The following is a 23,875-nucleotide window of genomic DNA, read 5'->3' as shown; positions in this document are numbered from 1 at the left end:
GCGACAGAAAGCTCAAGACCGGGACTCTTCCGGGCGCAACGCTTCCACGGCGCCCGATATGCCCTGGCGAAAACCGTCGGCCAGTTCCAGCCATAGGACGCGGGCCGGGTCCACAGGGCCCGGCAGGGTCAGGCGGCCCGGCAGCACAGGGGTGAAGCCGAAGCGGCTGTAATAGGGTGCGTCGCCCACCAGGATCACCAGACCCTCGCCGGCCTGCCGCGCCGCCTCGATCGCCGCGCGGGTCAGGGTGCCGCCGATGCCGCGGCCCTCGAAACTCGGGTCGACCGCCAGGGGACCGAGCATGACGAAGCGCGAAGACCCGGTGCGCACCGGCCCCATCCGCGCCGAGCCCACCAGGAAGCTGCCGACCGAGGCGGTGACGCCGAGGTCCATCCGCTCGGCCGCCTTCTCGCGCAGGCGATAGGCGGTGCGGGCGAACCGTCCGGGACCGAAGGCCCGGGCCTGGAGGCGATCGATCGCGGGTGCGTCCTCCGGCCGCTCGGGCCTGATGACGAGGGAGAGTGTGGTCAAGGGCGGGCTCGCGGCTCGGAACCGCCGCCGCGTAGCAGCGCCGGCCCGGGCTCGCAAACCGTCATCCCTACTCCGCCGCCGCCAGGGCGGGGCGCGGCTCGCCCTGCGTCAGCTTCAGGAAGCCGAGCGCCGCGAGCCAGATCACCGCGCCGCAGGTGGCCGCGATGCCGAGCACCAGCGCGAAGCCGCCGCGGTCGTGCAGCACCGCGATCGCCGGAACCACGAAGCCGCTGGCGGTGAAGCCGACGAAGTAACGCACGCTGTAGGCCCGGGCCCGGTAAGCCGGGGGCACGTAGCGGGCGATCATCGCGTCGTTGATCACCACCTGGCCGTAGATCGCCGTCATGGCCAGCATCAGCCCGGCGAGCAGCGGCAGGCCGGTACTCAGCGCCGCGAGCGCCAGCCCCAGCGGCTGCAGCACCGAGAGGGTGACGAACAAGGACGGCAGGCTGAAGCGGTCGATCAGCCGGCCCATGGCGAGCTGCATCAGCGCCCCGACCAGGAAAACCACGGTGGCGAGCGAGCCGATCAGCGCCAGCGGCAGCGCCTGGCCGACGCCCTCGTCAATCACCTTGGGCAGGCTGATCGTCGTCAGGTTGAAGGTGACGCCGCCCGCGAAGATCGCGACCCCATACAGCGCCATCAGCGCCCAGGGTCGGCTCACTGCGATCGCGGCCGCGCCCCCGGCCTTCTTGCCGCCGGCCTCGCCGTCGCCCGGCACCATCGCCAGGAAGGCGGCACCGCAGGCGAGGCAGACGAGGCCCGGGACCACGAAGGCGGCCCGCCAGCCGACGCTGGCGGCCAGCAGCGCGGTGACGCCCGAGGCCGAGGCCGCGCCGAGATTGCCCCAGACGCCGTTGATCCCGAGGTCGCGGCCGAGCCGGCGCGCATGGGTCACCAGCATGGTCGAGCCGACCGGGTGGTAGATCGCCGAGGCGAGGCCGAGCACGCACAGCCAGAGCGCGAAGCTCAGCGGCGTGGTGGCGCTCGCCACCCCGAGGCAGGACAGGCCGTAGCCGAGGAAGAACACCGCCAGCAGGTTGCGCCGGCCGAACCGGTCCGCGAGCCAGCCCATCGGCAGCGAGCACAACCCGAAGGCCACGAACGCGCCGGTCGCCAGCCCGATCAGCTCGCCGTAGCTCAGGCCGGTCTGGGCCGCGATGGCGATCACCGCGGTTGGGTAGATCAGCAGCACGTAGTGGTCGAGGGCGTGCGCGACGTTGACGAAGCGCAGCGTGCGGCGGGACAGGGTTTCGGCATCCATCGCGGCGTATCCTCCGGGATCGACCGCTGATACCCTGGCCCGATGGCGGTGTCGGGCCGGATATGGATGCGAACGGGCCAAAATCGCCGGTGGTGCCGCGATCGACCGCCGCTGCCGACTACGAACATGTGCCGCGGCCGGTCGCGGTCGTCCGCAAGCCGCTTCCGGCCGGGAGCGGCACCGGCCTGCATGCACACATCCGGGCGCAGCTCCTTTACGCAACGGCAGGGCTGATGAGCGCCGCGGCCGAGGACGGCACGTGGGTCGTGCCGGAGGGGCACGCCCTCTGGATCCCGCCGGGCTTGCCCCACGCCACGGTCACCCACGGACCCGTGGCCTTGTGCACGGCCTATCTCGACCCCGCCGCCGTGGACGCGTTTCCGACGATCTGCCGGGTGATCGCGGTCTCCGCGCTCCTGGCTTCGGCCCTGACCGCCCTTGCGGAGGAACCGGTCCTGTACGACGAGGCGCGCCGCGGCGGTCACCTCGCCGCCCTGGTGCTCGACGAGATCGGCCGGGCGCCCGAGACGCCGCTGACCCTGCCGCTGCCGCGGGATGCCCGCCTGCGCCGGGTCTGCCTCGGCCTGATCGAGGATCCCGCCGCGGCCGACGACCTCGACGCCTGGGCCGACCGCGCCGGGGCGAGCCGACGCACCCTGACCCGGCGGTTCCGCACCGAGACCGGGCTCAGCTTCGGCGATTGGCGGGCGCGGGCCCGGGTGATCCGGGCGCTCGCACTGACCGCCGAGGGCCGCCCACCGGGCATGGTCGCAGCCGCGGTGGGCTATCGCAGCGCGCAGGCCCTGCGGAGCACCGTGGCGCGGGTGCTGGGTGGCGGTGGAACGCCCTAGGCGGCCCGCGCCGCCACCCAGTCCGGATCAGCCGATCACTTTGGCTTCGCTTGGCCGCCCGGGCCCCAGCCGTGGTCCTGGACCGCCTTGACGATCTTGCCCTGCATCTCGGGCGCCACCGCCTGCATCCATTGCTGCATGCCGGCCAGCTGGATCTGGGCGAGCTGCGGCTGGGCGGCCGCGAGGCGCTTGCCGGTGGGCGTGGCGTAGAAGGCCGCGATCGCCTGCAGGTCGTCCTTGCCGAGGATCGTGGCGAAGCCGCGAGCCTGGATATCGAGGAGTTCGTCGTAATGCGCGGACAGGGTCGGCATCACGACCTCCTGCACGAGCACCTGCGCCTTGTCGGCTTCCTTGATGCCGATCTGCTGCATCATGCCGACCATCGGGGCGGCCATCGAGCTGAGCGTGGCGGCGCGATCGCCCTGCATCTGCGCGACCGTTTCCCGGGCGACCTTCAGCAAGGCCGGATCCGGCGCCGCAGCCGGAGCGGGTTTCTGCGCCGTCTGCGCCAGCACCGCGCCGGGCAGCGCGGTTCCGAGACAGAGGCCGACGAGAAGGGTCGAGAGGCGCATGGTTGCTCCGGTCACGATCGCCGTAAGATCCAACGTTGCACGGCCCGGGCAGTGCTATCGTAATTGTGATCCGGATCAATGCGCCTGGGCGATCGCGATGACAAATAACTGGAGCGGATCCACTTGGGCCGCCTTCAGAAATCGCCCGATCCCGACAGCGGATGCAGATCCGGATGGATTGGATCGTCAGCTTGTCCAGCGGCTCAACGTCTTGGCGGCGACCACCCCGATGACGACACGGAACGATCGGCCGCGCGCCCGAGCCCTCATGTCGCCCGGGCGGAAAAATCGATGCGCGGGTCGATCCAGACGTAGATCAGGTCCGAGAGCAGGTTCACCGCCAGCCCGAGCAGGGAGAAGATGTAGAGGGTCGCGAACACCACCGGGTAGTCGCGGCCGACGATCGCCCGGAACGACAGCTCGCCCAGGCCGTCGAGGGAAAAGATCGTCTCGATCAGCAGCGAGCCGGTGAAGAAGGCCGAGATGAACGCGCCCGGAAAGCCGGCGATCACGATCAGCATGGCGTTGCGGAAGACGTGGCCGTAGAGCACGCGGCGCTCGGATAGGCCCTTCATCCGGGCGGTCAGGACGTACTGCTTGCGGATCTCGTCGAGGAACGAGTTTTTGGTGAGCAGGGTCGAGGTCGCGAAGGCGCCGATCACCAGGGCGGTGAGCGGGAGCGCCAGGTGCCAGGCGTAGTCGGTGAACTTGTGCCAGGCGGAGAAGCTCTCCCAGCCCTCGCTGGTCAGGCCCCGCAGGGGGAACCATTGATAGAATGAGCCGCCCGCGAACAGGATGATCAGCATCAGCCCGAACATGAAGCCCGGGATCGCGTAGCCGATGATCACCACGAAGGAGGTCCAGCGGTCGAACCGCTCGCCGTCCTTCACGGCCTTGCGGATGCCGAGCGGGATCGAGATCGCGTACGACAAGAGCGTCATCCAAAGCCCCAGCGAAATCGAGACCGGCAGCCGCTCCTTGATCAGCTGGATCACCGTCACGTCGCGAAAATAGCTGCGGCCGAAATCGAACCGGACGTAGTCCCACAGCATCTTGGCGAAACGCTCCGGGGCCGGCTTGTCGAAGCCGAACTGCTGCTCCAGCTTGGCGATGAAGTCCGGGCTCAACCCCTGCGCGCCCCGATAGCGGGAGTTGCCCTCTCCGCCCCCTGCCGGACGACCGCCGCCGCCGAGGTCGCCGCCTCCGCCGGTGACCCGCGACAGGGTGCCGTCGCCCTGGCCCTTCATCTGCGACAGAACCCGCTCCACCGGGCCGCCCGGGGCGAATTGCACGATGGTGAAGGTGATCAGCATGATCCCGAACAGGGTCGGGATCATCAGGCCGATGCGGCGCAGGATGTAGCCGAGCATGGTCTCAGTCCCGCCCGATCCGCTTGGCCTTGGCGGCGTCGAACCACCAGGTACCGGGGGCGCCGAGATCGTATTTCGGCGGATTCGCCGGGCGCCCGTAGACGTCCCAAAGGGCGAGGCGGTGGGCGCCGGAATACCACATCGGCACCCAGAGACGCTGGGCCCGCAGCACGCGGTCGAGGGCTTTGCACGCGGTGCTCAGCGTGGCGCGGGACTTGGCATCCGCGATGGCCGTGAGCAGCGCGTCGACCGCCGGGTCCGCGATCCCCGACAGGTTGTTGGAGCCTTTGGTGGCCGCCGCTCGGGAGCCGTAGAGCTCGCGCAATTCCGTGCCCGGCGTAACACCACCGGAGAAGCGACGGGACGTGACGTCGAAGTCGAAATCGTTGACGCGGGCCTGATACTGCGATGGGTCTACGGTGCGGTGCGTCGCCTTCACGCCGAGCAGGCCGAGGTTGCGGATGAACGGCTGGGTCACCGCCTGGAAGACGGGATCGTCGTCCAGGAACTCGATCGCCAGGGGCTGACCGCCCGGCAGCAGCAGGCCGCCGCCCTGGCGGGTGCAGCCGGCCTCGCGCAGAAGCGCGTCGGCCCGCTTGAGCAGCGCCCGGTCCTGCCCGGACCCGTCCGAAACCGGCGGCGTCCAGGCCTCGGCGAACACCTCCGGGGGCAGGTCCTTGATCGGCTCCAGCAGGGCCAGTTCCTCTGCCGAGGGCTTGCCGGTGGCCTTGAGGTCGGAATTCTCGAAGAACGAGGCGGTGCGCGTGTAGGCGCCGTACATCAGGTTGCGGTTCGACCATTCGAAGTCGAAGCACAGGCCGATCGCCTCGCGGATGCGCGGGTCGCGGAACGGCGCGCGGCGGGTGTTGATCCACCAGCCCTGCGTCCCGCTCGGCCGCGCATCCGGCACGGTCTGTCGGATCACCCGCCCCTCGGTGGCGGCGGGAAAGTCGTAGCCGGTGGCCCAGACCCGGGCGGTGAACTCCTCGCGGAACGTGAAGGCGCCGCTCTTGAACGCCTCGAACGCCACGGTGCGATCCCGGAAATACTCGTAGCGGATCGTGTCGAAGTTGTTCTGCCCGGCCGCCACGGCGAGGTCCGCCGCCCAGTAATCCGGAACCCGGTCCAGCCCGATGGAGCGGCCGGGATCGACGGTGCCGACGCGGTAGGGGCCGGAGCCCAGCGGAGCCTCCAGGCTCGAGGCCTCGAAGTCGCGCCCGCCGTAATAGGCCGCCGAGAAGATCGGCAGCTGGACCACGAACAACGGCAGGTCCCGGGCGCGGCCCTCGGCGAAGGTGACGACGAGCGTCTCGTCGCCCTCGGCCTGGGCTTCGGTCATCGGACGGATCACCTCGGAGATCGAGGGATGACCCTTGTCGCGCAGGAGCGTGAGGCTGAAGGCGGCGTCCCGGGCGGTCAGCCGCGAGCCGTCGTGGAACCGCGCCTGCGGGCGCAGCGCGAACCGGTAGATCAGCCCGTCCGGGCTCACCGTCACGGCGCGCGCCACCAGCCCGTAGACGGCGTCCGGCTCGTCGAGCGCGCGGACCATCAGGCTGTCGAAGGTCTGGTCCAGCCCGGCCGCACCGTCGCCGCGCAGCACGTAGATGTTGAGCGTGTTGAAGGTGTTGAGCGACTGGTTGCCGATGGTGCCGGCGAGCTGTGTCGAGAACCGGCCGCCCTTGGGGGCGATCGGGTTCACGTAGTCGAAATGCTCGAAGCCGGGGCCGTATTTCAGCTCGCCGAAGCTCGACAGGCCGTGGCGCTCCTCGCCGTCGGCCCAGGCGGGACGGATCGCGGCGAGCGCGCCGGCGCCGAGGATGAGGCCGCGCCGGCTCGGCCGCCAGGACCGGCCCGTCACCGCGGGGCTCCGGTCTTGGCCGCGCGGGTATCGTCGTACCACCAGGTCGTCGGGAAGCCGGAGCCGGCGTAGCGCGGCAGGACGGCGGGGTGGCTGAACCGGTTCCAGCGCAGGGTCCGCTGCTCGCTCGCCGACCATTGCGGCACGACGTAATCGTGGGCCAGCAGCACCCGGTCGAGGGCCTTGGTCGCGGCGATCACCCCGGCCCGATCCTTGGCATAGATGACCTTCTCGATCAGCGCGTCGATCCCGGGATCCTTGATCCCGATCAGGTTGCGCGAGCCCGACTTGTCGGCCGCCGCCGAGCCCCAGAACTCGCGCTGCTCGTTGCCCGGCGACAGCGACTCGCCCCAGGCGTTGGTGGTGATGTCGAAGTCGAAGTCGCGGATCCGGTTCTGGTACTGCGCGGCGTCGATCACCCGCATCGTCGCATCGATGCCGATCAGCTTCAGCTGCGCCGCGAAGGGCAGGATCACCCGCTCGAACGCGTTCTGGAACTCCAGGAACTCGACGGTCAGCGCTTCGCCGGTCGTCTTGTTGACCAACTTGCCGCCGCGCAGCTCGTAGCCGGCCTCGCGCAACAGCCCCACGGCCTCACGCAGGTTCTTTCGCACGGCCTCCGGGTTCTCGTTGACCGGGTTGGCATAGGACGCGGTGAAGACCGAAGCCGGGATCTTGTCCTTGACGCTCTCCAGGATCTCTCTCTCCTGCCCCTCGGGCAGGCTCGAGGACGCTAGTTCCGAGCCGAAGAAGTAGGAGTTGATCCGCTTGTAGAGGCCATAGAACAGGTTCTTGTTCATCTCCTCGAAGTTGAGTGCCAGGTTGAACGCCCGGCGGACCCGGGGATCCTTGAACTTGTCCCGTCGCGTGTTGAACGCGAAGGCCTGCATGATGCCCATGCCGCGTTCTGGGAACGCCTCCTTGATCAGGCGCCCTTCCTTGACGGCCGGGAAATCGTCGTAGGCGGTCGCCCAATTGCGGGCGATGTTCTCGGCCCGGAAGTCGTAGAGGTCGCCCTTCAGGGCCTCGACCAGAACGGTACCGTCGCGAAAGTACTCGTGGCGCTCGGTGTCGAAATTGTACCGCCCGACATTCACGGGCAGGTCCTTGCCCCAGTAATCCGGCACGCGGGCGTAGGTGACGCTGCGGCCCGGCTCGAACTTGGCGAGCCGATAGGGGCCGGAGCCGAGCGGCGGCTCCAGGGTGGTCTCGGTCGGGCTGCGCGGCTTGCCGTTGGCGTCCTTGCCCGTCCACCAGTGCTTGGGCAGCACCCGCAGCTGGCCGATCACCTGCGGCAATTCGCGATTGCCCGTCTCGGTGAACGTGAAGGTCACCTCGTGCGGCCCGGTCGCCTCGGCCTTGGCGACCGTCTGATAATAGGCGGCGTAGAATGGGCTGTTGGCCTTCAGCACGCCGTAGGACCAGACCACGTCCTCGGGGGTGATCGGCTGGCCGTCATGCCAGCGGGCGTCGTCGCGCAGGCGGTACGAGACCGATCCGAGATCGGGGGCGACCCGGACCGACTCGGCCAGCAGGCCGTAGGACGTGAACGGCTCGTCCGAGGATTCGGTCATCAGCGTATCGTAGATCTGCAGCACGCCGCCTTCGAGGTCGCCCTTCAGGCCCGAGACGATCATGTTGAAGTTGTCGAACCCGCCCTGCATGCCGAGGCGCACCATGCCGCCCTTGGGCGCGGCCGGGTCGGCGTAATCGAAATGCTTGAAGCCGGGGCCGTATTTGGGCTCGCCCATCAGCGTGATCGCGTGGGTCCACTGGCCGGTAGCAGCCGGGATCGCCGCCTCCGTGGCGGCCGCGCTCGCCGCCGGTTCTTGCGCGCGGGCGGGGGCGAACTGGAGACAGGCGATGCAGAGCGTGGCGGCAAGGAGGCGTCCAGTCACGGGCAGGCTATCTCCATGTCATCGCACCAGGCGGTGCGGGAATTCGGGCTTCCGAAGGGTCTTAGGCCGGGTGCGGCCCGGGCGTCGAGGCCGCTTCTTTGCCGGTCGGTGCGCGACCGTGACGTCACCTGCGGCGTGGGGCTTCTTGAGGCGGGCCGGATCTGCGCCACGCCCTCCCCCCTCTGCGGGGGAGGGTGGCCCGCGAAGCGGGTCGGGAGAGGGGAGCAACGTTTCTGGAAAGGGCGCAACGGTTGCTTCATCCTGAACCGTCGCGCTGCCCCTCTCCCGACCCCTGCTGACGCAGGGCCCACCCTCCCCCGCAGAGGGGGGAGGGAAAGCGTCGCGGTTGGGGAGGCGGTGGCGAGACGCCGAGTCACAAAAACTTAAACCGCACGCCCGCGGCGGCCCTCGACCAGCCACATCGCGAGCACGGCGGCGGCGAGCGCTGCGAGGGCGGCGAGGCCCAGCGCCAGCGGGTAGACCTCGACACCGCGGATGTTGGCGCTGTCGCTCGGGCGGAAGCCGATCCAGTCTCCGCCGGCCAGGCGGCCGCTGCGCACGGTGGCGAGCCGCGGCACCTGGGTGGTGCCGCCGGCATCCGCGACCCGGCGGATCGAGCCGCCGGAGCCTTCGGCCACCGCCTTCAGCCGCTCGGTATCGCTGAACACGTCGGCGAGTTCGCGCGGGTTCGCCGGGCCGACGCTGACGAAGGCCACGAGGTTGCCCGAGCGCAGGGTGTGCAGCCCCAGGGTCTCCGCGTCGAAGGTGGCGGTGAACAGGCCGGGCTCGCCGGGCTTGAGGGTCAGCGTCGTGACCTTGCCGGTCGGCCCGGTGACGGTGACCGGCTCGACCTGCTCGGCCATGGTCTGGCGCTCGACCCGCACCTCGCGGCCGCGGCCGGTGGTCTGTGCCCGGAGGGCCTCCTCTTCGAGGGCCGGCTCCTTCATCAGCCAGTGCGCCAGGCGGCGCAGCAGATCCAGATAGGGGCCGCCCTCCTGGTAGCCCCGCGCCCAGAGCCAGGCATGGTCGGACAGCAGCAGCGCGACGCGGCCCTTGTCCTCGCGCGACAGGGCGAGCAGGGGCAGCCCCTCGGCGCCGGACAGGATCGGCTGAATGCCGGGCCGGGTGCGGGCCTGGACGATGCGCAGCCAGTCGCCCCAGGCGGGCGGGTTCGCGTCGGAGCCCGGCAAATCGCGGGTGACCGGGTGGCGCTGGCCGACCTGCGTCGGGGTCGCCTTGTAGGGGCGCTCGACCACGCGCCCGTCCGGGTCGCCCGGCAGGATGCCGGCGAGCCGCGTGCGGGCCAGGCTCGCCGGCCCGGCATATTCGGGGCCGGCGGCGACGAGCAGCGCGCCGCCTTCGCGGACGTAGCGGACGATGTTGTCGAAATAGGCCTGCGGCAGCACGCTCTGGTTGGCGTAGCGGTCGAAGATGATCAGATCGAAATCCTTGATCTTCTGAACGAACAGCTCGCGGGTCGGGAACGCGATCAGGGACAATTCGGAGATCGGCGTCCCGTCCTGCTTCTCCGGCGGGCGCAGGATGGTGAAGTGCACGAGGTCGACGTTAGCGTCTGATTTCAGCAGGTTGCGCCAGGTCCGCTCACCCTGGTGCGGCTCGCCGGAGACCAGCAGCACCCGGAGCTTCTCCCGGATGCCCTCGATCGGCAGGACCGCGCGGTTGTTGACCGTGGTGAGTTCGCCCGGGAGTGGCTCGACCTCGATCTCGACCACGTTCGGGCCGCCATGCTCGATCCGGGTGGTCAGAGCGAACGGCTTGTCGGTGGGTACGTCCCGCCGGCCGATCTCCTCGCCGTCGCGGCGGATCGTGACGACCGCATGGCCGGTGCCGCCGCGCTCCATCACCTCGGCGCGGATCGTGAGATCCTTGCCGACGATGCCGAAGCGCGGCGCCTCCAGAAGCTTGATCTGGCGGTCGCGCTCGTCCGGATGGCCGGTGACGAGGACGTGGAGCGGCGCCTTGATGCCGATTTGCGCCATCGAGGATGGGATGTCGTGGACCACGCCGTCGGTGAGCATCACGATGCCGGCCAGCCGCTCGGGCGGCACGTCGGCCAGCGCCTGGCCCAACGCCGTGAACAGCTTGGTGCCGTCGTCGCCGTCCTTTGCGTCGGGCACATCGATGAAGCGGGGCTCGATGTTGGTGAGCGCGCCGAAGCGGCGCTGCAACTCGGCCCGGACCGCATCGGTCATCTGCGGCCGGTCGCCGAGCGCCTGCGATCCGGAGCGGTCGACCACGATCGCCGCGATGTCCTTCACCGGCTCGCGGTCTTCCCGCACCAGGGCGGGGTTGGCGAGGGCGGCCAGCACCAGGGCGAGCACCAGCGCGCGCAGCAGGGCGGTCCGGCCCCGCGCCACGAAGGCGAGCAGAGCCAGGACGACGACGACGAGCCCGAGGGCGGCGAGGACCGGCCACGGGAGGAGGGGGGTGAAGCTGAGGCTCAGCATGGGGCGGAGCGCTCCGGTTTCGTGATGCGGGGGCTTCTTCCATCCGCAAAGTTACGGGCTTCGCAGGTTGCAACCGCCGCCGTCGTCGTGGCGTGAGCGCGGAAAACGCAGGTTCCGTCTCCCGTACGGGAGAGGGAGCGCGTCGCGGCCTGCATCAGCACCCGCGCATCGAGCTCGTGCCGCTCGTAACCCGCAGAGGGGGGAGGGCCTTCGGCGCTTCGCTGGTTGTCCAAGGAAATCACTGCCCCAGCCGCTCCAGCAGCGCGGGCACGTGGACCTGATCCGCCTTGTAGTTACCGGTGAGCGTGTAGATCACGATGTTCACGCCGCCCCGGAAGGCCATCTCGCGCTGGCGCTGGTCGCCGCCGACAACCGGGTAGAGCGGTTCGCCGCGGCGGCCCACCGCCCAGGCGGCGGCGAGGTCGTTGCCGGTGATGATGATCGGGCTGACGCCGTCGCCGGCCCGGGCCGGGCGGCGCTCGGCGCCCTCCGCCGCGGGGGGGAGCGCCTCGACCCAGGTCTGGCCGGTGGCGTAGCGGCCGGGGAAGCTGTCGACCAGGTAGAACGCCTTTGTCAGGACGTGGTCGAGGGGCACCGGCTCCAGCTCCGGCACCTCCAGGGTCGCCAGCATCTTGCGCAGGTAGGCCGCCTCCGGGGAGGGCGGACCGCCCGGGCGGGCGGTGAGCGCGTCCCGGGTGTCGAACAGGACCGTGCCGCCGTTGCGCATGAACGCGTCGATCTTGCGGATCGCCGTCTCCGAGGGCTGGGGCCGCGAAGGTGCGATCGGCCAGTAGATCAGCGGGTAGAAGGCGAGCTCGTCCTTGGCCGGATCGATCCCGGCGGGCTCACCCGGCTCCAGGGCGGTGCGCGAGGCGAGCATCTGGGTCAGGCCGGACAGGCCGGTCCGGCTTGCCTCATCGACGGCGGCGTCCCCGGTGATCACGTAGGCCAGCCGGGTGACGAGGGCGGATTCGATGCCGTTCGGCCGGTTGGCCGCCGGTTCCTCGGCGCGCAGCGGCTGTGCCGGGAGGGCGGCGAACAGCACGAGGCCCGCGACGGCCAACGCCGCCGGGCGTCCGCGCAGACGGCTCGCCCAGGCGGAGCGGCGCAGGAAGCCGCCGAGCCACAGGCCCGCAAGCGTGTCGAGGGCGAGCAGCAGCAGCGCCAGGGTGAACAGGGTCGGGCGCAGGTCCAGGGTCTCGGCTCCGGCGAGGGTTTCGATCCGGGCGCCGTCGAGCGCTGCGGTGTCGAGGGGTTTCAGGCGGTCGTCGGGCTTCAGGGCGTTGACGCTGATGCCGCCGTCGGCCGGTCCGTAGAAGCCCGGCGGGTGCTCGGTGTTCCCCCGGTCGGCGTAATCGGCCGCCACCGCGGTGGCCGAAGCGGGTGGCGAGCCGAGCGCGCCGAACCCGTCCAGTGTCACCCGAGGGGCGAGCACCACGGCGGATGCGCGACTGGCTTCGCCCGCGGGGGGCGCTGCCGTGCCGGCCAAGCCGACCACGCGCCGGAGCATGTCGATGAACAGCCCCGAGAGCGGCAGGTTCGACCAGGTCGTGTCGGCGGTGACGTGGAACAGCACCAACGTGCCCTGGCCGCGCTTCTGCGCGGTGACGATCGGCGTGCCATCCTGCAGGGAGGCCCAGGTCCGGTTCGGCAGGTCGCCGTCCGGCTCGGCCAGGATCTGGCGGCGCACGCCGATATCGGCCGGCGGCGTCAGGCCCGCGAAGGGGCTCTCGGGCGGGAACGGCGCCAGGGTCTTGGGGCTGTCCCAGGAGAGGGTGCCGCCGAGCGTCCGGTTTCCCCGGCGCAGGCGGACTGGCACGAGCGGGTCGTTGCCGGCCGCGAGCCGCGGGCCGGCGAAGCGCAGCAGCATGCCGCCGGCCTTCACGAAGCTCTCGACCCGGGCCGTGGTCTTCTCGTCGAGCGCGCCGACATCGGCGAGCACCAGCACCGAGACCTGGTTGTCGAGGAGCTGGTTGATCGATTCCGCCGTACCCTTGGCGCCGCGCGCCTCCTGCACGTCCGCGAAGGGTTGGAGCGCCCGGGCGAGGTAGTAGGTCGGCGCCAGAAGCGGCTGGGCCTGGTCGAGGGTGCCGCCGAACACCAGGCCGACCCGGCGGCGCTTGCCGCGCTCGTCCTGCAGCACCACGGCCCCGGCCGAGCGCTCACCGGCGATCTCCAGGCGGCTGATGCTGTTGCGCAGTTCCACCGGCATCTCGAACGTCGCCGTCGCCTCGGTGGCGTCGGCCGCGAAGGCGATGTCGCGCTCGGCGAGCGGCAAGCCCTTCTGGTCGAGCGCCCGGATCACGCCGGCGTCGCGCCCGTTCGGGGCTGCGCGCAGGGCCCGGACGGTGAGGGTGCCGCCGGTCTCCGCGGCGGTGAGGGCCAGGGCCGGAGGCCTGTCGGCGCGCAACACCGTCAGGGCGGCGCCGCTGCCGCCCACGAGGTCGGCCAAGCCCTTGGCGAAGCGCTCGTCGCTCGCTCCGGCGACGCCATCGCTGATCCAGACGAGCCCTGCGCCGCGGTTCTTCTCCAGGAACGTCCCGATGCTGGTCAGATGCGCGTCGCGGGTCGGCAGGATCGGGCGGGGCGCCAGGGCACGCAGGCGTTCCAGGGCCGCGGCCGGGGTCTTGGCCTCGAAGGCCGCGGGCGGCTCGGCCAGGCCGATCACCGCCACCGGCCGGCCGTCCCGGGCCGCACCCTCCACGGCGTCTGTGGCGACCCGCAACCGGTCGCGCCAATCGTGGGCGGCGGCGAAGCCGTTGTCGAGTAGCACGAGGAGCGCGCTGCGGCCGCCACCGGCTCCGACGCCACCAGGATTCCAGACCGGGCCTGCCACCGCGAGGATCAACGCGGCGGCGATCAGCAGGCGCAGGAGCAGCAGCCAGGGCGGTGTGCGTGCCGGCGTCTGCCGCTGCGGGATCAGGTCGGCGACGAGCTTGAGCGGCGGGAAGTCGATCCGCCGGGGCCGCGGCGGCGTCACCCGCAGCAGGAACCACAGGGCCGGCAGGCCGATCAGGGCGGCGAGCGCCAGGGGCGCCGCGAAGGTCAGACCGAGCATGGCGGCCTCACTCCGGGCCGCGCGCGGCGATCAGCGTGGCGAGCCGCAGGGCCGCCTCGCTCGCCGGGCGGTCGGTGCGGTGAAGGGTGAGTGTCCAACCCTGCTGGCGGGCGATCGCCTGCAGGGCGGCGCGATGCTCCGCGATTCGGGCGCGGTAGCGGACGCCCCAGGAATCGGCGTCGCCGATATCGAGGCTGAGCCCGCCTTCGAGGTCGTGCAGCACGGCCTGGCCCGAGAACGGGAAGGTCTCCTCGATCGGGTCCACGACCATCAGCAGGTGGCCGCGGCTGCCCCGTCCGGCCAGTGCCTGGACCGCGGTCGCGATCCGGGCGGGATCGGTGAGGAAGTCGCCGATCAGAACGACCTCGTCGAAGCGCGCCGGGCTCGCCCGGGGCGGTAGGTCCTGCTCCAGGCCCGCCTTGTCGGCGACCAGCGCCTGGATCATCCGCTCGACGATGCCCCGCGATGCCGTCGCCCGGGTCAACCCCAGGAGCCCGACACGCTCGCCGCCCTCCACGAAGGCGTCGGCCAGCGCCAGCCCGAGGACCAGGGCCCGCTCGATCTTGGACGCCGAGGCCAGGTCGGACGAAAACCCCATCGACGCGGAGCGGTCCATCCACAGCCAGATGTTGTGGGCCGCCTCCCATTCCCGCTCGCGTACGTAGAGCCGGTCGTCCCGGGCCGAGCGGCGCCAGTCGACCCGCGCGGCGGCCTCACCGGTGACGAAGGGGCGGAACTGCCAGAAGCTCTCGCCCGGCCCGGCCCGGCGGCGGCCGTGCAGGCCGTGGGCCAGGAGGCTCGACACCCGCCGCGCCTCCAGCACGAGGCGGGGCATCCTTTCGGAGAGGGCCGTCGCGCCCTCGCTCTCGCGCCTGCCGGGGGTGCGCCGTTCGGAGTCGAGGGCGTGTGTCCCGACCAAGGCTAAAGCTTCTCGGCGAGCTTGCCGATCAAGCCCTCGATCGTCTCGCCGTCGGCGCGGGCGGTGTAGCTGAGCGCCATCCGGTGCTTGAGCACCGGCTCCGCCAGGGCCTTCACGTCGGCCACCGAGGGCGCGACCCGGCCCTCGATCAGGGCCCGGGCGCGGGCGGCCAGCGTCAACGCCTGGCTGGCGCGGGGGCCGGGCCCCCAGAGCAGCTTGTCCTTCACCAGCGGATCGCCTCCGTCGGGCCGGGCGGCGCGCACGAGGTCGAGGATCGCCTCCACCACGGCTTCGCCCACGGGGAGCCGGCGCACTAGGCGCTGGGCGGTGAGCAACTGGTCGGTGGACATCACAGCGTGCGGGCGCACCTCGTCGATGCCGGTGGTCTCGATCAGGATGCGGCGCTCGGCGGCGCGGTCGGGATAGCCGACATCGATCTCCAGCAGGAAGCGGTCGAGCTGCGCCTCGGGCAGCGGGTAGGTGCCCTCCTGCTCGATCGGGTTCTGGGTGGCGAGCACGTGGAACGGCCGCGGCAGGTCGTGGCGGACGCCGGCCACCGAGACGTGGCCCTCCTGCATCGCCTGGAGCAGGGCCGATTGCGTCCGCGGGCTCGCCCGGTTGATCTCGTCGGCCATCAGGAGCTGGGTGAAGACCGGCCCCTGCACGAACCGGAACGCCCTGCGGCGCTCGGCATCCTCCTCCAGGATCTCGGTGCCGAGGATGTCGGACGGCATCAGGTCCGGGGTGAACTGCACGCGCCGCGCGTCGAGGCCGAGCACGGTGCCCAGCGTCTCGACCAGCTTGGTCTTGGCGAGCCCCGGCAGGCCGACGAGCAGGCCGTGGCCGCCGGCCAGGATCGTCACGAGGGCGAGATCGACGACCTTCTCTTGGCCGAAGATCACCCCGTGGATCGCGTCCCGCGCCTGACCCACGGCGGCGAGGCAGCTCTCCGCGGTGGCCACGATGCCGTCGTCGAGGCTGGTGGCCGGGCTGATCGCCTGCGTCATGCCGTTGTCCGTCTCCTGTGCGAGGTACCCAAGGTGCCCCGCCGGTCATCCGGTCAATGTGGGGCCGTTCGCACCGGGCTGGCAAGGTCGGGATCGCCGCACGCCGGTTCGCGGTGGGATCCGCGCGGCAATGCAACGTCGGGTACCAGCTTCGGGGGCGCCCCCTCCAGGAAGCCGCACACCCTTACGTTTTGCGCTGGCCGATGCCCGGGAGCGAAGTCGTTTGGTCCGCCACCGCTTCCCGGGACTGCTTGTTTAGCGCGCGGGTCAGATCTTACCTTCGAGACCCATCGTGTAATACTTGTGCACGATCTTGTCCTGGTTCTCGAGCAGCCAGTCGATCGACGGCTCGTTGGTCATGGCCTTGCGGATCGCCTCGGTCATGCCCTTGCGCTGGATCTCGAACAGCGCCTTGTGGTCCACCGTCTCGGCCTGGATCACGCCGGGGCTCAGCCAGACCGAGCAGATGATGCCGAGGTCGTTGGCCTTCTCCTTGGGGATGTAGCCGGCCCGCACGGCGTCGAGCACGCCGTTGGCGATGGCGAACTGCACCGTGCCCATTAGGATCGAGGTGTACTTGCTCTCGGTCACGCTGACCTTGGAGACGCAGAGCGTTACCGGCCGAACCATGATGTCGGTGTTGAGGAGCGCGAAGACGCGGCTGTGGCCGACCACCTGGTCGCCCGTCAGCGTCGCGATCGCGGTGCCGACGGGACCGTCCAGCTCGCCGATGATGACCTCCGGCTCGGACGCGGTGTTCGGCGGGCCGCCCGCCACGAGCGCCTCGCCGGCGCGGAGGATGATGCGTTCACTCATAAGGGTAGGCTCCATAGGTTGCGGCACGGGGCGGGGGCGGCCGCTGCGGCGGTGCCGGCTGGATCGACGGCGCCCCCTCTAGCACGCGCTCCGGCATCCGTCGGCCCCGCCGCGATGCCGCTGCCGTCTACGTGAACCTGCCTCGGTCCGATCTGTCCGGGCCCAACCTGCCCCGGCCCAATCTACCCCGGCCCAATCTACCCCGGCCCTTGGCTCGGGCGAGCCGGACCAGTAGGAAGGCCCGCGAGGCCGGGGCGACCGGCTGAACACCCTGATGTCTCTCGCGGATTGCGGCGTAGGCAGCACAGCGGGCCTCCCGCGTATCCGGTACTCACCATGCGCCTTCGAGATGTGTTCGTCGCCGGGCCAGCGCGGTCCCTCACGCGCCCTCTGGCCCGGCGCCTGAAGCGGCGGCGGACGAGCGAGCCCCGGCAAGCGGATCTCGTGGCGGCCGTGAAGGCCTCGGGCCTGTTCGATCCGGCCTGGTACGGGCGGCGCTATCCCGACGTGGTGGGCGAGGGGATCGACCCGCTCGTGCACTACGCGGTCCATGGCGGGCGGGAGGGGCGCTGGCCGTCGCCGTTGTTCCACGGCGACCGCTACCTCGACGCCGTCCCGGGCCTGCGCGCCGAGGGCGTGAACCCGCTCATCCACTACGTCGAGCGCGGCGCCGATGCCGGCATCGCCCCCAACCCGCTGTTCGACCCGGACTGGTACGCGCAGCGCTATCTCGGCGGCGCCGACGCCCGCGCCCGGGCGTTCTTTCACTTCCTGAAAAGCCCCGACACCGACCCGTCGCCACTGTTCGATTCCGCCTGGTACCGGTCGCGCTACCCCGATGCCCGGGAGGCGGGCGGCATCGCGCTCAGTCACTATTTCGAGACCGGGCGGAAGCAGGGCTATCTGCGTACCCCCGAGGAATTCGCCGGGCTGTCGCGGCACGTCGACCTGATCCGCCGCTCCGGGATCTTCGACGCGGAGTTCTACCGCGGGCGCTGCCCCGAGGCCGAGACCAGCGGGCTCGAGCCGCTGGAGCATTACGTGATGGCGGGCGGCTACCGCCGCTACGCCCCGCATCCCCTGTTCGACCCCGACTGGTACGCCGCCCAATCGGCGGCGGTGCGCGCCGACAGCCTCAACCCGCTGGTGCACTTCCTGGAGCACGGCGCCCGGGAGGGGCTCGATCCCGGCCCCTGGTTCGATACGCGCTGGTACACCGAAACCTATCTCGCCGACGACGAGACGGATGCCAATCCGCTTGCGCACTTCCTGGCCGACAACGGCCGGCGCACGAGCCCGTCCCCGCGCTTCGACGCGCCCTGGTACCTCGCCCGCTACCCCCGGGTCGCGGCGCTCGGGCTCAACCCCCTGGTCGACTACGTCATCACCGGGCTCGAGGCGGGGCGGCTGACCCGCCGGGTCGCCGGCACCGCGGTCCCGGAGGCCGCCGACGCCCGGCTGTCCTGCCTGAAGCGGGAGCCGCGCCGGCACGGCCGGACGGCCCTGTTCATCACCCACGCGCCGGAGGGGCGCATCCGCGGCCATGTCGAGCCCTACCTGCGGGCGTTTGCCGAGAACGGCATCGACATCGTGCTCATCATCGCGGCCGACCAGCACAAGACCGCGGTGCCGGAGGCGATCCTGAAGCTCTGCGCCTCGGCCTACCTGCGCGAAAACACCGGCTTCGATTTCGCCGCCTGGGCCCATGTCCTCCTTGAGGACGACGACCTGCTCGATTCCGAGACCCTGTATCTCGCCAACGACAGCCTGGTCGGCCCCCTCGACAGCGGCGACTTCGCGGGGATGCTGGCGAAGATCGATGCCTACCCGGAGGCGGTGATCGGGCTCGCCGACAACTTCTACTACAGCCACCACCTGCAAAGCTTCTTCCTGGCCCTGAAGAAGCGCTGCGTGTCCTCCTACGCGTTCAACCACTTCATCCAGTCGGTGGCAAACTGGCCGGACAAGAACACAGTCATCACCGAGTACGAGTTGACCTTCTCCGGACGGATGCGGGCCGCGGGGCTCGGCATGCGCAGCCTGTTCTCGGCCCAGAACAAGCACATGACGCTCGTCAACGACCCGCGCAACAACCGCACCCTGTTCGACTGGGAGAACATGCTCACCCAGGGCTTCCCGTTCGTGAAGCGCTCGCTCCTGGGCGAGCACGCCGCGATCGGCGGCGCGGCGGTGCGCGAGGCCATCGGCGAGCGCGGCTTCGACCTCGACCGGCTCGACCAGACCTTCACGTATCCCGGCCCCAAGGTCTGGGCCGACCTGCGCAGGCCGAAGGCGCCGGAGCGGCCCTTGCGCGTCTCCTACGTCTCGCCGATGAACTACGCCAACGGGCTCGGCGTCGCGGCGCGCAGCTACGTGCGGGCGCTGCACCGGGCGCCGTTCGCCCTGAACGTGCATCCGATGGAGCGGTCGTTCCACGTCCATGCCCGGGTCGGGCCGGGCTGGCAGGCCCGGACCTTCTCGGGCGCGCCGGACGTCGCCCTGGTCCATTTCAACGGCGACAGCTGGCACTCCCTGATGAGCGAGCGGCAGCTCGACATCGCCGTGAGCGCCCGGCTCAGGATCGGGCTGTTCGTCTGGGAGACCTCGCACGTGCCCGGGGGCTGGCTGCCCACCGTGGACGGCCTCGACGCGATCTGGGCGCCCACGGAGTTCTGCGCCGCGATCTTCCGCCAGATCACCGACATCCCGGTCGATGTCGTGCCCTACGTGGTCGAGAACGAGCCCGGCGAGCCGGCGAGCGCCGCCGCCAAGGCCAACCTGCGCAAGGCGTTCTCCATCGACCCGGCCAAAAAGGTCATCCTCTACGCCTTCGACGGGTCGAGCTACCTCGCCCGCAAGAATCCGCACGCGCTGATCCGCGCGTTCCGGGCGGCGGGGCTGGCGCAATCCGGCTGGCAGCTCGTGCTCAAGACCAAGCACGTGTTCGACCTGCCCGACGAGGGCAAGAAGCTGCTCGACCTCGTCGGCAAGGCCGGAGACGTGGTGGTGATCGACCAGCCGCTGTCCCAGAACGAGCTCGGCGCCCTGTTCGAGCTCTGCGCGGTCTATGCCTCGTCGCATTCCTCGGAAGGCTTCGGCCTGACGATCGCCGAGGCGATGGAGATGGGCAAGGTCGTGGTCGCCACCGATTACGGCGGCAGCCGCGACTTCCTCGACGCCACCTGCGGCTTCCCGGTGAAGGCCGAGATCGCCGCCCTGGACCAGACCTACGGGCCGTATCTGCGCGGCGCCGAATGGGGGCAGGTGGACGAGGCCGACCTCGCCCGCGCGCTCACCGACGCCGCCCGGGCGGTGGCGAGCGGCGATGCCGCGCGGATCGGCGCCGCCGCCCGCGCCCGGATCCGCGAGCGCCTGTCGATCGGCGCGGTGGCCGCCGCCATGGAGGCGAGCGTCAGCCGGCTCCTCGCAGCCGAACGCAATTGACGCCCGGGAGACGCGATCCGTGTTGAACAAGAAGCCGGTCCCGGCCCCGTCGGCCTCCTGGAGCGCGCGCGCCTGGCCGGACGCGATCCTGCCGCTGCCCCTCGACGAGCGCTTCCACCCGGTCGACGACCGCAAGCTCGGCCAGGTCGCCGCCGGCCAGCTGCCCGCCTGCCGGGCCGTGTTCGTGGCCCCGGCGGCGTCCGATCTGCATCCGGAGCTGTTCGCACCGATCCTCGCCGCAATGGCCGAGCGGCCGGATATCGGCATCTTCTACGGCGACGACGCCGTGATGGACGGCGCGGGCCAGGTCCGCAGCGTCCATTGCAAGCCGGCCTTCAACCCGGCGCTCCTCATGGCCGACGACTATATCAGCTTCCCGCTGGTGATCCGCGTCTCGGCCCTGGCAGGCCTGACCCCGGATTTCGGCCGGCGTACCGGCAACGCCGCCTGGTTCCGGCTGCTGCTCGACGCGCTCTCGGCGGGCATCGGCATCGACCGGATCCCGCAGACGCTGATCGCCTCGCCGCTCGTCCGTCCGAAGGCGAAGCGCGCCGCCCGCGCCGACGTGCTCGACCGCTGGTTCCAGGGCTCGGGCGCGCCCCTGCGCACCGCCCCGGGCCTGACCCCGGACACGCTGGAGATCCGCCGCACCTTCGATGCGCGCCCGCCCGTGACCCTGGTGGTGCCCACCGCCCAGACCAGGCCCCGGAACGAGGACGGGAGCCCGATCGCGGGCGCCAAGCCGCACGTCATCACCCTCCTCGACAGCCTCGCCCGCAGCAGCTACCCGGCCGACCGGATCCGGGTGCTGATCGGCGACGACAAGGCCGACGACGCGATCTATCGCGGCCGGTCCGACCGGTTCGCGGTGACCCGCCTGCTCACCACCCGGCCCGAGGGCGCACCCTTCAACTACGCGGCCAAGATGAACACCCTCTGGCGCGCCGCCGAGACCGACCTCGTCATCCTGATGAACGACGACCTCGTTGTGCGCCGCCCCGGCTGGATCGAGGCGCTGCTGACCTTCGCGCTCGACCGCGGCGTCGGCGGGGTCGGCGGGCGGCTGCTGTTCCCGAGCGGCAAGATCCAGCATGCCGGCATGTTCGGCGGCATCTTCGATGTCTGCGCCCATCCCTGGTACAACCGCGACGCGGCCGAGCCGACCTACGGCGACTGGGCGCTGGCGCAGCGCGACTGCTCGTCGGTGACCGGCGCGCTGTTCGCCACGCGCAAGGCGGTGCTGGAAGCGGTCGACGGCTTCGACGAGAGTTTTGCGCTCGACTTCAACGACGTCGATCTGTGCTTCAAGCTGCGGATGCTCGGCTACCGGATCGTCTACACGCCGTTCGCCGAGATGGCGCACCACGAGAGCGCCTCGCGGCAGACCAGCTTCGCCCCGGGCTCCCAGATCTCCCGTTTCCTGCGCCGCTGGCACGACGTGCTGACCGACGACCCGGCCTACAGCCCGCAGCTGCGCACCGACACCGATGTGGTCGCCCCCCGGGCCGACGCGGCCCGCTGGGTGAGCGAGCGCCGGCCCGCCTGACTCTACAGCGCCTCGCCGCGCATCAGCCGGGGCCGCGTGCCCCGTGAGGCCGCGGCCTCGCCGATGAAGAACCGCTTGAGACCGGGCAGGCGGTCGACGATCCCGAGGCCGAGGTCGCGCGCGAGCCGCAGCGGCAGGGCGTCGTTGGAGAACAGCCGGTTCAGCCCGTCGGTGGCTGCCGCCATGGCGAAGCTGTCGAACCGGCGGGCGCGCTCATAGGCCTGCAGCACGTCCGGGCTGCCGGGATCGAGCCCGAGCCGCAGGGCGCCGGTCACCGCCTCGGCCAAAGCCGCGGCGTCCGCCAGGCCGAGATTGAGGCCCTGGCCGGCAATCGGGTGGATGACGTGGGCGGAATCGCCGAGCAGCGCCAGCCGGTCGGCCCGGAACGCCCGGGCGATGCCGAAGGCCAGCGGGTGCCGGCTCGGGCCGTGCTCCAGGGCCAGCATTCCCAGATCCAGGGTGAACCGCCGCTCGATCTCGGCCAGCACCTCGTCGGGCTCGCCCGAGAGCAGCGCGTCGGCCTCGTCGGCCCGCTCGGTCCAGACGATCGAGGAGCGGTGGCCCAGCGTGCCGCCGTCCCGTAGGGGCAGGATCGCGAAGGGGCCGGCGGGCAAAAAGTGCTCGAAGGCTCGGCCCTGGTGCGGCCGGGTATGCCCGATCGTGGCCACGATCCCGACCTGCGGATAGGACCAGCCCACCCAGCCGATCCGCGCAGCCTCCCGCAGGCGGGAACGCGCGCCGTCGGCGGCCACCAGCAGGTCGGCCCGGAGGCTCTCGCCCGTGGTCAGCTCCGCCCGGATCGCCACGCCCTCAGGCAGCGCCCGCACCACGCCCCCTGTGACGATCGCGACGCCCCCGTCTAGGCAGGCCTCGGACAGCGCGCGCGCCAGGGGCTCGGCCTCGACCATGTGGGCGAAAGGCTCGCCCACCGCCCGGTCGGCCTGGTCCTCCTCCTCCCGCCCGAAGGTCAGGAACACCGGCCGCACCGGGTCGGCCAATCGGCTGTCGGAGATCACCATCTCGGCGATCGGCTCGGCGGAGGCCGCGATTCGCTCCCACAGCCCGAGCTGCGTCAGCATCCGCCGCCCACCCGCTGCCAGCGCGTAGGCGCGGCCGCGGTGCCGTGCGGGTTCGGCGCCGTGCGGGTCGATCACGGTCACGGCCAGAGCCGGCCCGTGGGCCTGCTTGAGTGCGAAGGCCAGGGCGAGGCTGGCGAGGCCGCCTCCGGCGATCAGGAGGCTGCGGCTGCCGGGGCGGGGCGTCTGGGCCGTCATCGTCACGGATCTCCGATCTGGGGGCCGAGCGCGTGGATCGCTCTGCCCGAAAGGCCTATGTCGCGTTTGGACGACGAACGGAAACCCCGCGACTCATGACCGACGCCACCACCGACGCGATGACCGACGCGGTCGCCGAGCTCATCGCCATCCTCGACCTCGAACGCCTCGAGGTCGACCTGTTCCGCGGCCAGAACCCGAAGACTGGCTGGCGCCGGGTGTTTGGGGGCCAGGTGGTGGCGCAGGCCCTCGTGGCCGCCACCCGCACGGTGCCTGACGACCGGCCGGCCCATTCGCTCCACGCCTATTTTATGCTGCCGGGCGATCCCCGCGCGCCGATCGTCTACGAGGTCGAGCGCATCCGCGACGGGCGCAGCTTCACCACCCGGCGGGTCAAGGCGATCCAGCACGGGCGGGCGATCTTCGCCACCACGATCTCCTACCAGGTCTCCGAGGGCGGGTTCGAGCACCAGCCGACCATGCCGGACGTGGCCGGGCCGGACGGCCTCCTCGACGGCAAGGCGCTGGCGGCCGCCGGTGCCGCCGGCATGCCGGAGGCTGTCGCCGCCTATTTCGGCCGCGAGCGCCCGATCGAACTGCGCCCGGTCGATCTCGACCGCTACATTGCCCGACGCAAGGATGGGTCGCGCCCCGAGCCGGTCTTCAATGTCTGGTTGCGGGCGGCCTCGGCGCTGCCGGACGACCCCGCCCTGCACCGTGCGGTGCTGGCCTACGCCTCTGACATGACCTTGCTCGACGTGTCTCTTATCCCGCATGCCAGCTCGGTGTTCGACCCCGACATCCAGGCAGCCAGCCTCGACCACGCCTTGTGGTTCCACCGCCCAGTCCGGATCGACGACTGGCTGCTCTATGCTCAGGACAGCCCCGCCGCCGGCGGCGCGCGCGGCTTCGCCCGCGGCCAGATCTTCGACCGCGCCGGCAACCTCGTCGCGTCCGTTGCGCAGGAAGGTCTCATTCGACCCCACGGGGGATGAGGTC

The 23,875-nt window shown here is 71.1% G+C and carries 16 protein-coding genes; 4 read left to right on the top strand and 12 right to left on the bottom strand.

Going from position 1 to position 23,875, the window contains the following annotated elements; all coding sequences use genetic code 11:
- Positions 1–12 precede the first annotated feature (12 nt).
- Positions 13–531 carry a GNAT family N-acetyltransferase gene (locus tag AC0IY0_RS03785; protein WP_471763112.1) on the bottom strand — a complete coding sequence of 173 codons (519 nt, stop codon included), beginning with the start codon at positions 529–531 and terminating at the stop codon, positions 13–15.
- A gap of 67 nt (positions 532–598) precedes the next feature.
- Positions 599–1,795 carry an MFS transporter gene (locus AC0IY0_RS03780; RefSeq protein WP_147940141.1) on the bottom strand — a complete coding sequence of 399 codons (1,197 nt, stop codon included), beginning with the start codon at positions 1,793–1,795 and terminating at the stop codon, positions 599–601.
- 62 nt (positions 1,796–1,857) lie between these two features.
- On the opposite strand from AC0IY0_RS03780, the gene AC0IY0_RS03775 reads away from it, so the two are divergent.
- Positions 1,858–2,646 (top strand): AraC family ligand binding domain-containing protein, encoded by a 789-nt coding sequence (locus AC0IY0_RS03775; protein WP_419829122.1) that lies wholly within the window; start codon positions 1,858–1,860, stop codon positions 2,644–2,646.
- Positions 2,647–2,681: 35 nt separating this feature from the next.
- On the opposite strand, the gene AC0IY0_RS03770 is transcribed toward AC0IY0_RS03775, so the two are convergent.
- The 9 genes from AC0IY0_RS03770 to AC0IY0_RS03730 form a co-directional block, all read right to left on the bottom strand.
- Positions 2,682–3,218: a DUF2059 domain-containing protein gene (locus tag AC0IY0_RS03770; protein ID WP_147857585.1), complete on the bottom strand. Its 537-nt coding sequence runs from the start codon at positions 3,216–3,218 to the stop codon at positions 2,682–2,684.
- A gap of 266 nt (positions 3,219–3,484) precedes the next feature.
- Positions 3,485–4,588 carry a microcin C ABC transporter permease YejB gene (locus AC0IY0_RS03765; protein ID WP_147906372.1) on the bottom strand — a complete coding sequence of 368 codons (1,104 nt, stop codon included), beginning with the start codon at positions 4,586–4,588 and terminating at the stop codon, positions 3,485–3,487.
- Between the two features lie 4 nt (positions 4,589–4,592).
- Positions 4,593–6,446, bottom strand: coding sequence for an extracellular solute-binding protein (locus AC0IY0_RS03760; RefSeq protein ID WP_471763111.1), 1,854 nt, complete (start codon positions 6,444–6,446; stop codon positions 4,593–4,595).
- Positions 6,443–8,344 carry an extracellular solute-binding protein gene (locus tag AC0IY0_RS03755; RefSeq protein WP_471763110.1) on the bottom strand — a complete coding sequence of 634 codons (1,902 nt, stop codon included), beginning with the start codon at positions 8,342–8,344 and terminating at the stop codon, positions 6,443–6,445. The genes AC0IY0_RS03760 and AC0IY0_RS03755 overlap by 4 nt, the downstream gene beginning before the upstream one ends.
- Before the next feature lie 383 nt (positions 8,345–8,727).
- On the bottom strand, positions 8,728–10,812 hold the full coding sequence (locus AC0IY0_RS03750; protein WP_147906375.1) for a hypothetical protein: 2,085 nt from the start codon (positions 10,810–10,812) through the stop codon (positions 8,728–8,730).
- A gap of 238 nt (positions 10,813–11,050) precedes the next feature.
- Positions 11,051–13,870, bottom strand: a complete 2,820-nt coding sequence (locus tag AC0IY0_RS03745; protein ID WP_471763109.1) for a DUF4159 domain-containing protein — start codon at positions 13,868–13,870, stop codon at positions 11,051–11,053.
- Positions 13,871–13,877: 7 nt separating this feature from the next.
- The gene (locus AC0IY0_RS03740) at positions 13,878–14,789 is read right to left on the bottom strand and encodes a DUF58 domain-containing protein (protein WP_471763108.1); all 912 of its coding nucleotides are present in this window, start codon (positions 14,787–14,789) and stop codon (positions 13,878–13,880) included.
- Between the two features lie 2 nt (positions 14,790–14,791).
- Complete coding sequence (locus AC0IY0_RS03735; RefSeq protein ID WP_147906378.1) at positions 14,792–15,796, bottom strand: AAA family ATPase; 1,005 nt, start codon at positions 15,794–15,796, stop codon at positions 14,792–14,794.
- A 267-nt stretch (positions 15,797–16,063) separates the two neighbouring features.
- Positions 16,064–16,612, bottom strand: a complete 549-nt coding sequence (locus AC0IY0_RS03730) for a formaldehyde-activating enzyme (protein WP_058192649.1) — start codon at positions 16,610–16,612, stop codon at positions 16,064–16,066.
- A 336-nt stretch (positions 16,613–16,948) separates the two neighbouring features.
- On the opposite strand from AC0IY0_RS03730, the gene AC0IY0_RS03725 reads away from it, so the two are divergent.
- Positions 16,949–20,056, top strand: coding sequence for a rhamnan synthesis F family protein (locus AC0IY0_RS03725; protein WP_471763107.1), 3,108 nt, complete (start codon positions 16,949–16,951; stop codon positions 20,054–20,056).
- Positions 20,057–20,075: 19 nt separating this feature from the next.
- The gene (locus AC0IY0_RS03720) at positions 20,076–21,602 is read left to right on the top strand and encodes a glycosyltransferase family 2 protein (RefSeq protein WP_471763106.1); all 1,527 of its coding nucleotides are present in this window, start codon (positions 20,076–20,078) and stop codon (positions 21,600–21,602) included.
- 2 nt (positions 21,603–21,604) lie between these two features.
- Here the strand turns inward: AC0IY0_RS03720 and AC0IY0_RS03715 are convergent, their stop codons facing one another.
- On the bottom strand, positions 21,605–22,876 hold the full coding sequence (locus AC0IY0_RS03715) for an FAD-dependent monooxygenase (protein WP_419829130.1): 1,272 nt from the start codon (positions 22,874–22,876) through the stop codon (positions 21,605–21,607).
- A gap of 95 nt (positions 22,877–22,971) precedes the next feature.
- Here AC0IY0_RS03715 and tesB point away from each other — a divergent pair, with 95 nt between their 5' ends.
- The gene (gene tesB, locus AC0IY0_RS03710) at positions 22,972–23,871 is read left to right on the top strand and encodes an acyl-CoA thioesterase II (protein WP_147939018.1); all 900 of its coding nucleotides are present in this window, start codon (positions 22,972–22,974) and stop codon (positions 23,869–23,871) included.
- The last annotated feature ends 4 nt before the right edge of the window (positions 23,872–23,875 follow it).

Source organism: Methylobacterium sp. AC315 (assembly GCF_979253755.1).
The sequence above is the reverse complement of the archived record's forward strand: the minus strand, read 5'-3'. Positions and strand labels throughout refer to the sequence as shown.

What these genes read in the sequence shown, in the direction of transcription:
- AC0IY0_RS03780 (WP_147940141.1), bottom strand. Translation starts at nt 1,795, where the DNA reads ATGGATGCCGAAACCCTGTCCCGCCGCACGCTGCGCTTCGTCAACGTC.
- AC0IY0_RS03775 (WP_419829122.1), top strand. Translation starts at nt 1,858, where the DNA reads ATGGATGCGAACGGGCCAAAATCGCCGGTGGTGCCGCGATCGACCGCC.
- AC0IY0_RS03770 (WP_147857585.1), bottom strand. Translation starts at nt 3,218, where the DNA reads ATGCGCCTCTCGACCCTTCTCGTCGGCCTCTGTCTCGGAACCGCGCTG.
- AC0IY0_RS03765 (WP_147906372.1), bottom strand. Translation starts at nt 4,588, where the DNA reads ATGCTCGGCTACATCCTGCGCCGCATCGGCCTGATGATCCCGACCCTG.
- AC0IY0_RS03750 (WP_147906375.1), bottom strand. Translation starts at nt 10,812, where the DNA reads ATGCTGAGCCTCAGCTTCACCCCCCTCCTCCCGTGGCCGGTCCTCGCC.
- AC0IY0_RS03745 (WP_471763109.1), bottom strand. Translation starts at nt 13,870, where the DNA reads ATGCTCGGTCTGACCTTCGCGGCGCCCCTGGCGCTCGCCGCCCTGATC.
- AC0IY0_RS03735 (WP_147906378.1), bottom strand. Translation starts at nt 15,796, where the DNA reads ATGACGCAGGCGATCAGCCCGGCCACCAGCCTCGACGACGGCATCGTG.
- AC0IY0_RS03730 (WP_058192649.1), bottom strand. Translation starts at nt 16,612, where the DNA reads ATGAGTGAACGCATCATCCTCCGCGCCGGCGAGGCGCTCGTGGCGGGC.
- AC0IY0_RS03725 (WP_471763107.1), top strand. Translation starts at nt 16,949, where the DNA reads ATGCGCCTTCGAGATGTGTTCGTCGCCGGGCCAGCGCGGTCCCTCACG.
- AC0IY0_RS03715 (WP_419829130.1), bottom strand. Translation starts at nt 22,876, where the DNA reads ATGACGGCCCAGACGCCCCGCCCCGGCAGCCGCAGCCTCCTGATCGCC.
- tesB (WP_147939018.1), top strand. Translation starts at nt 22,972, where the DNA reads ATGACCGACGCCACCACCGACGCGATGACCGACGCGGTCGCCGAGCTC.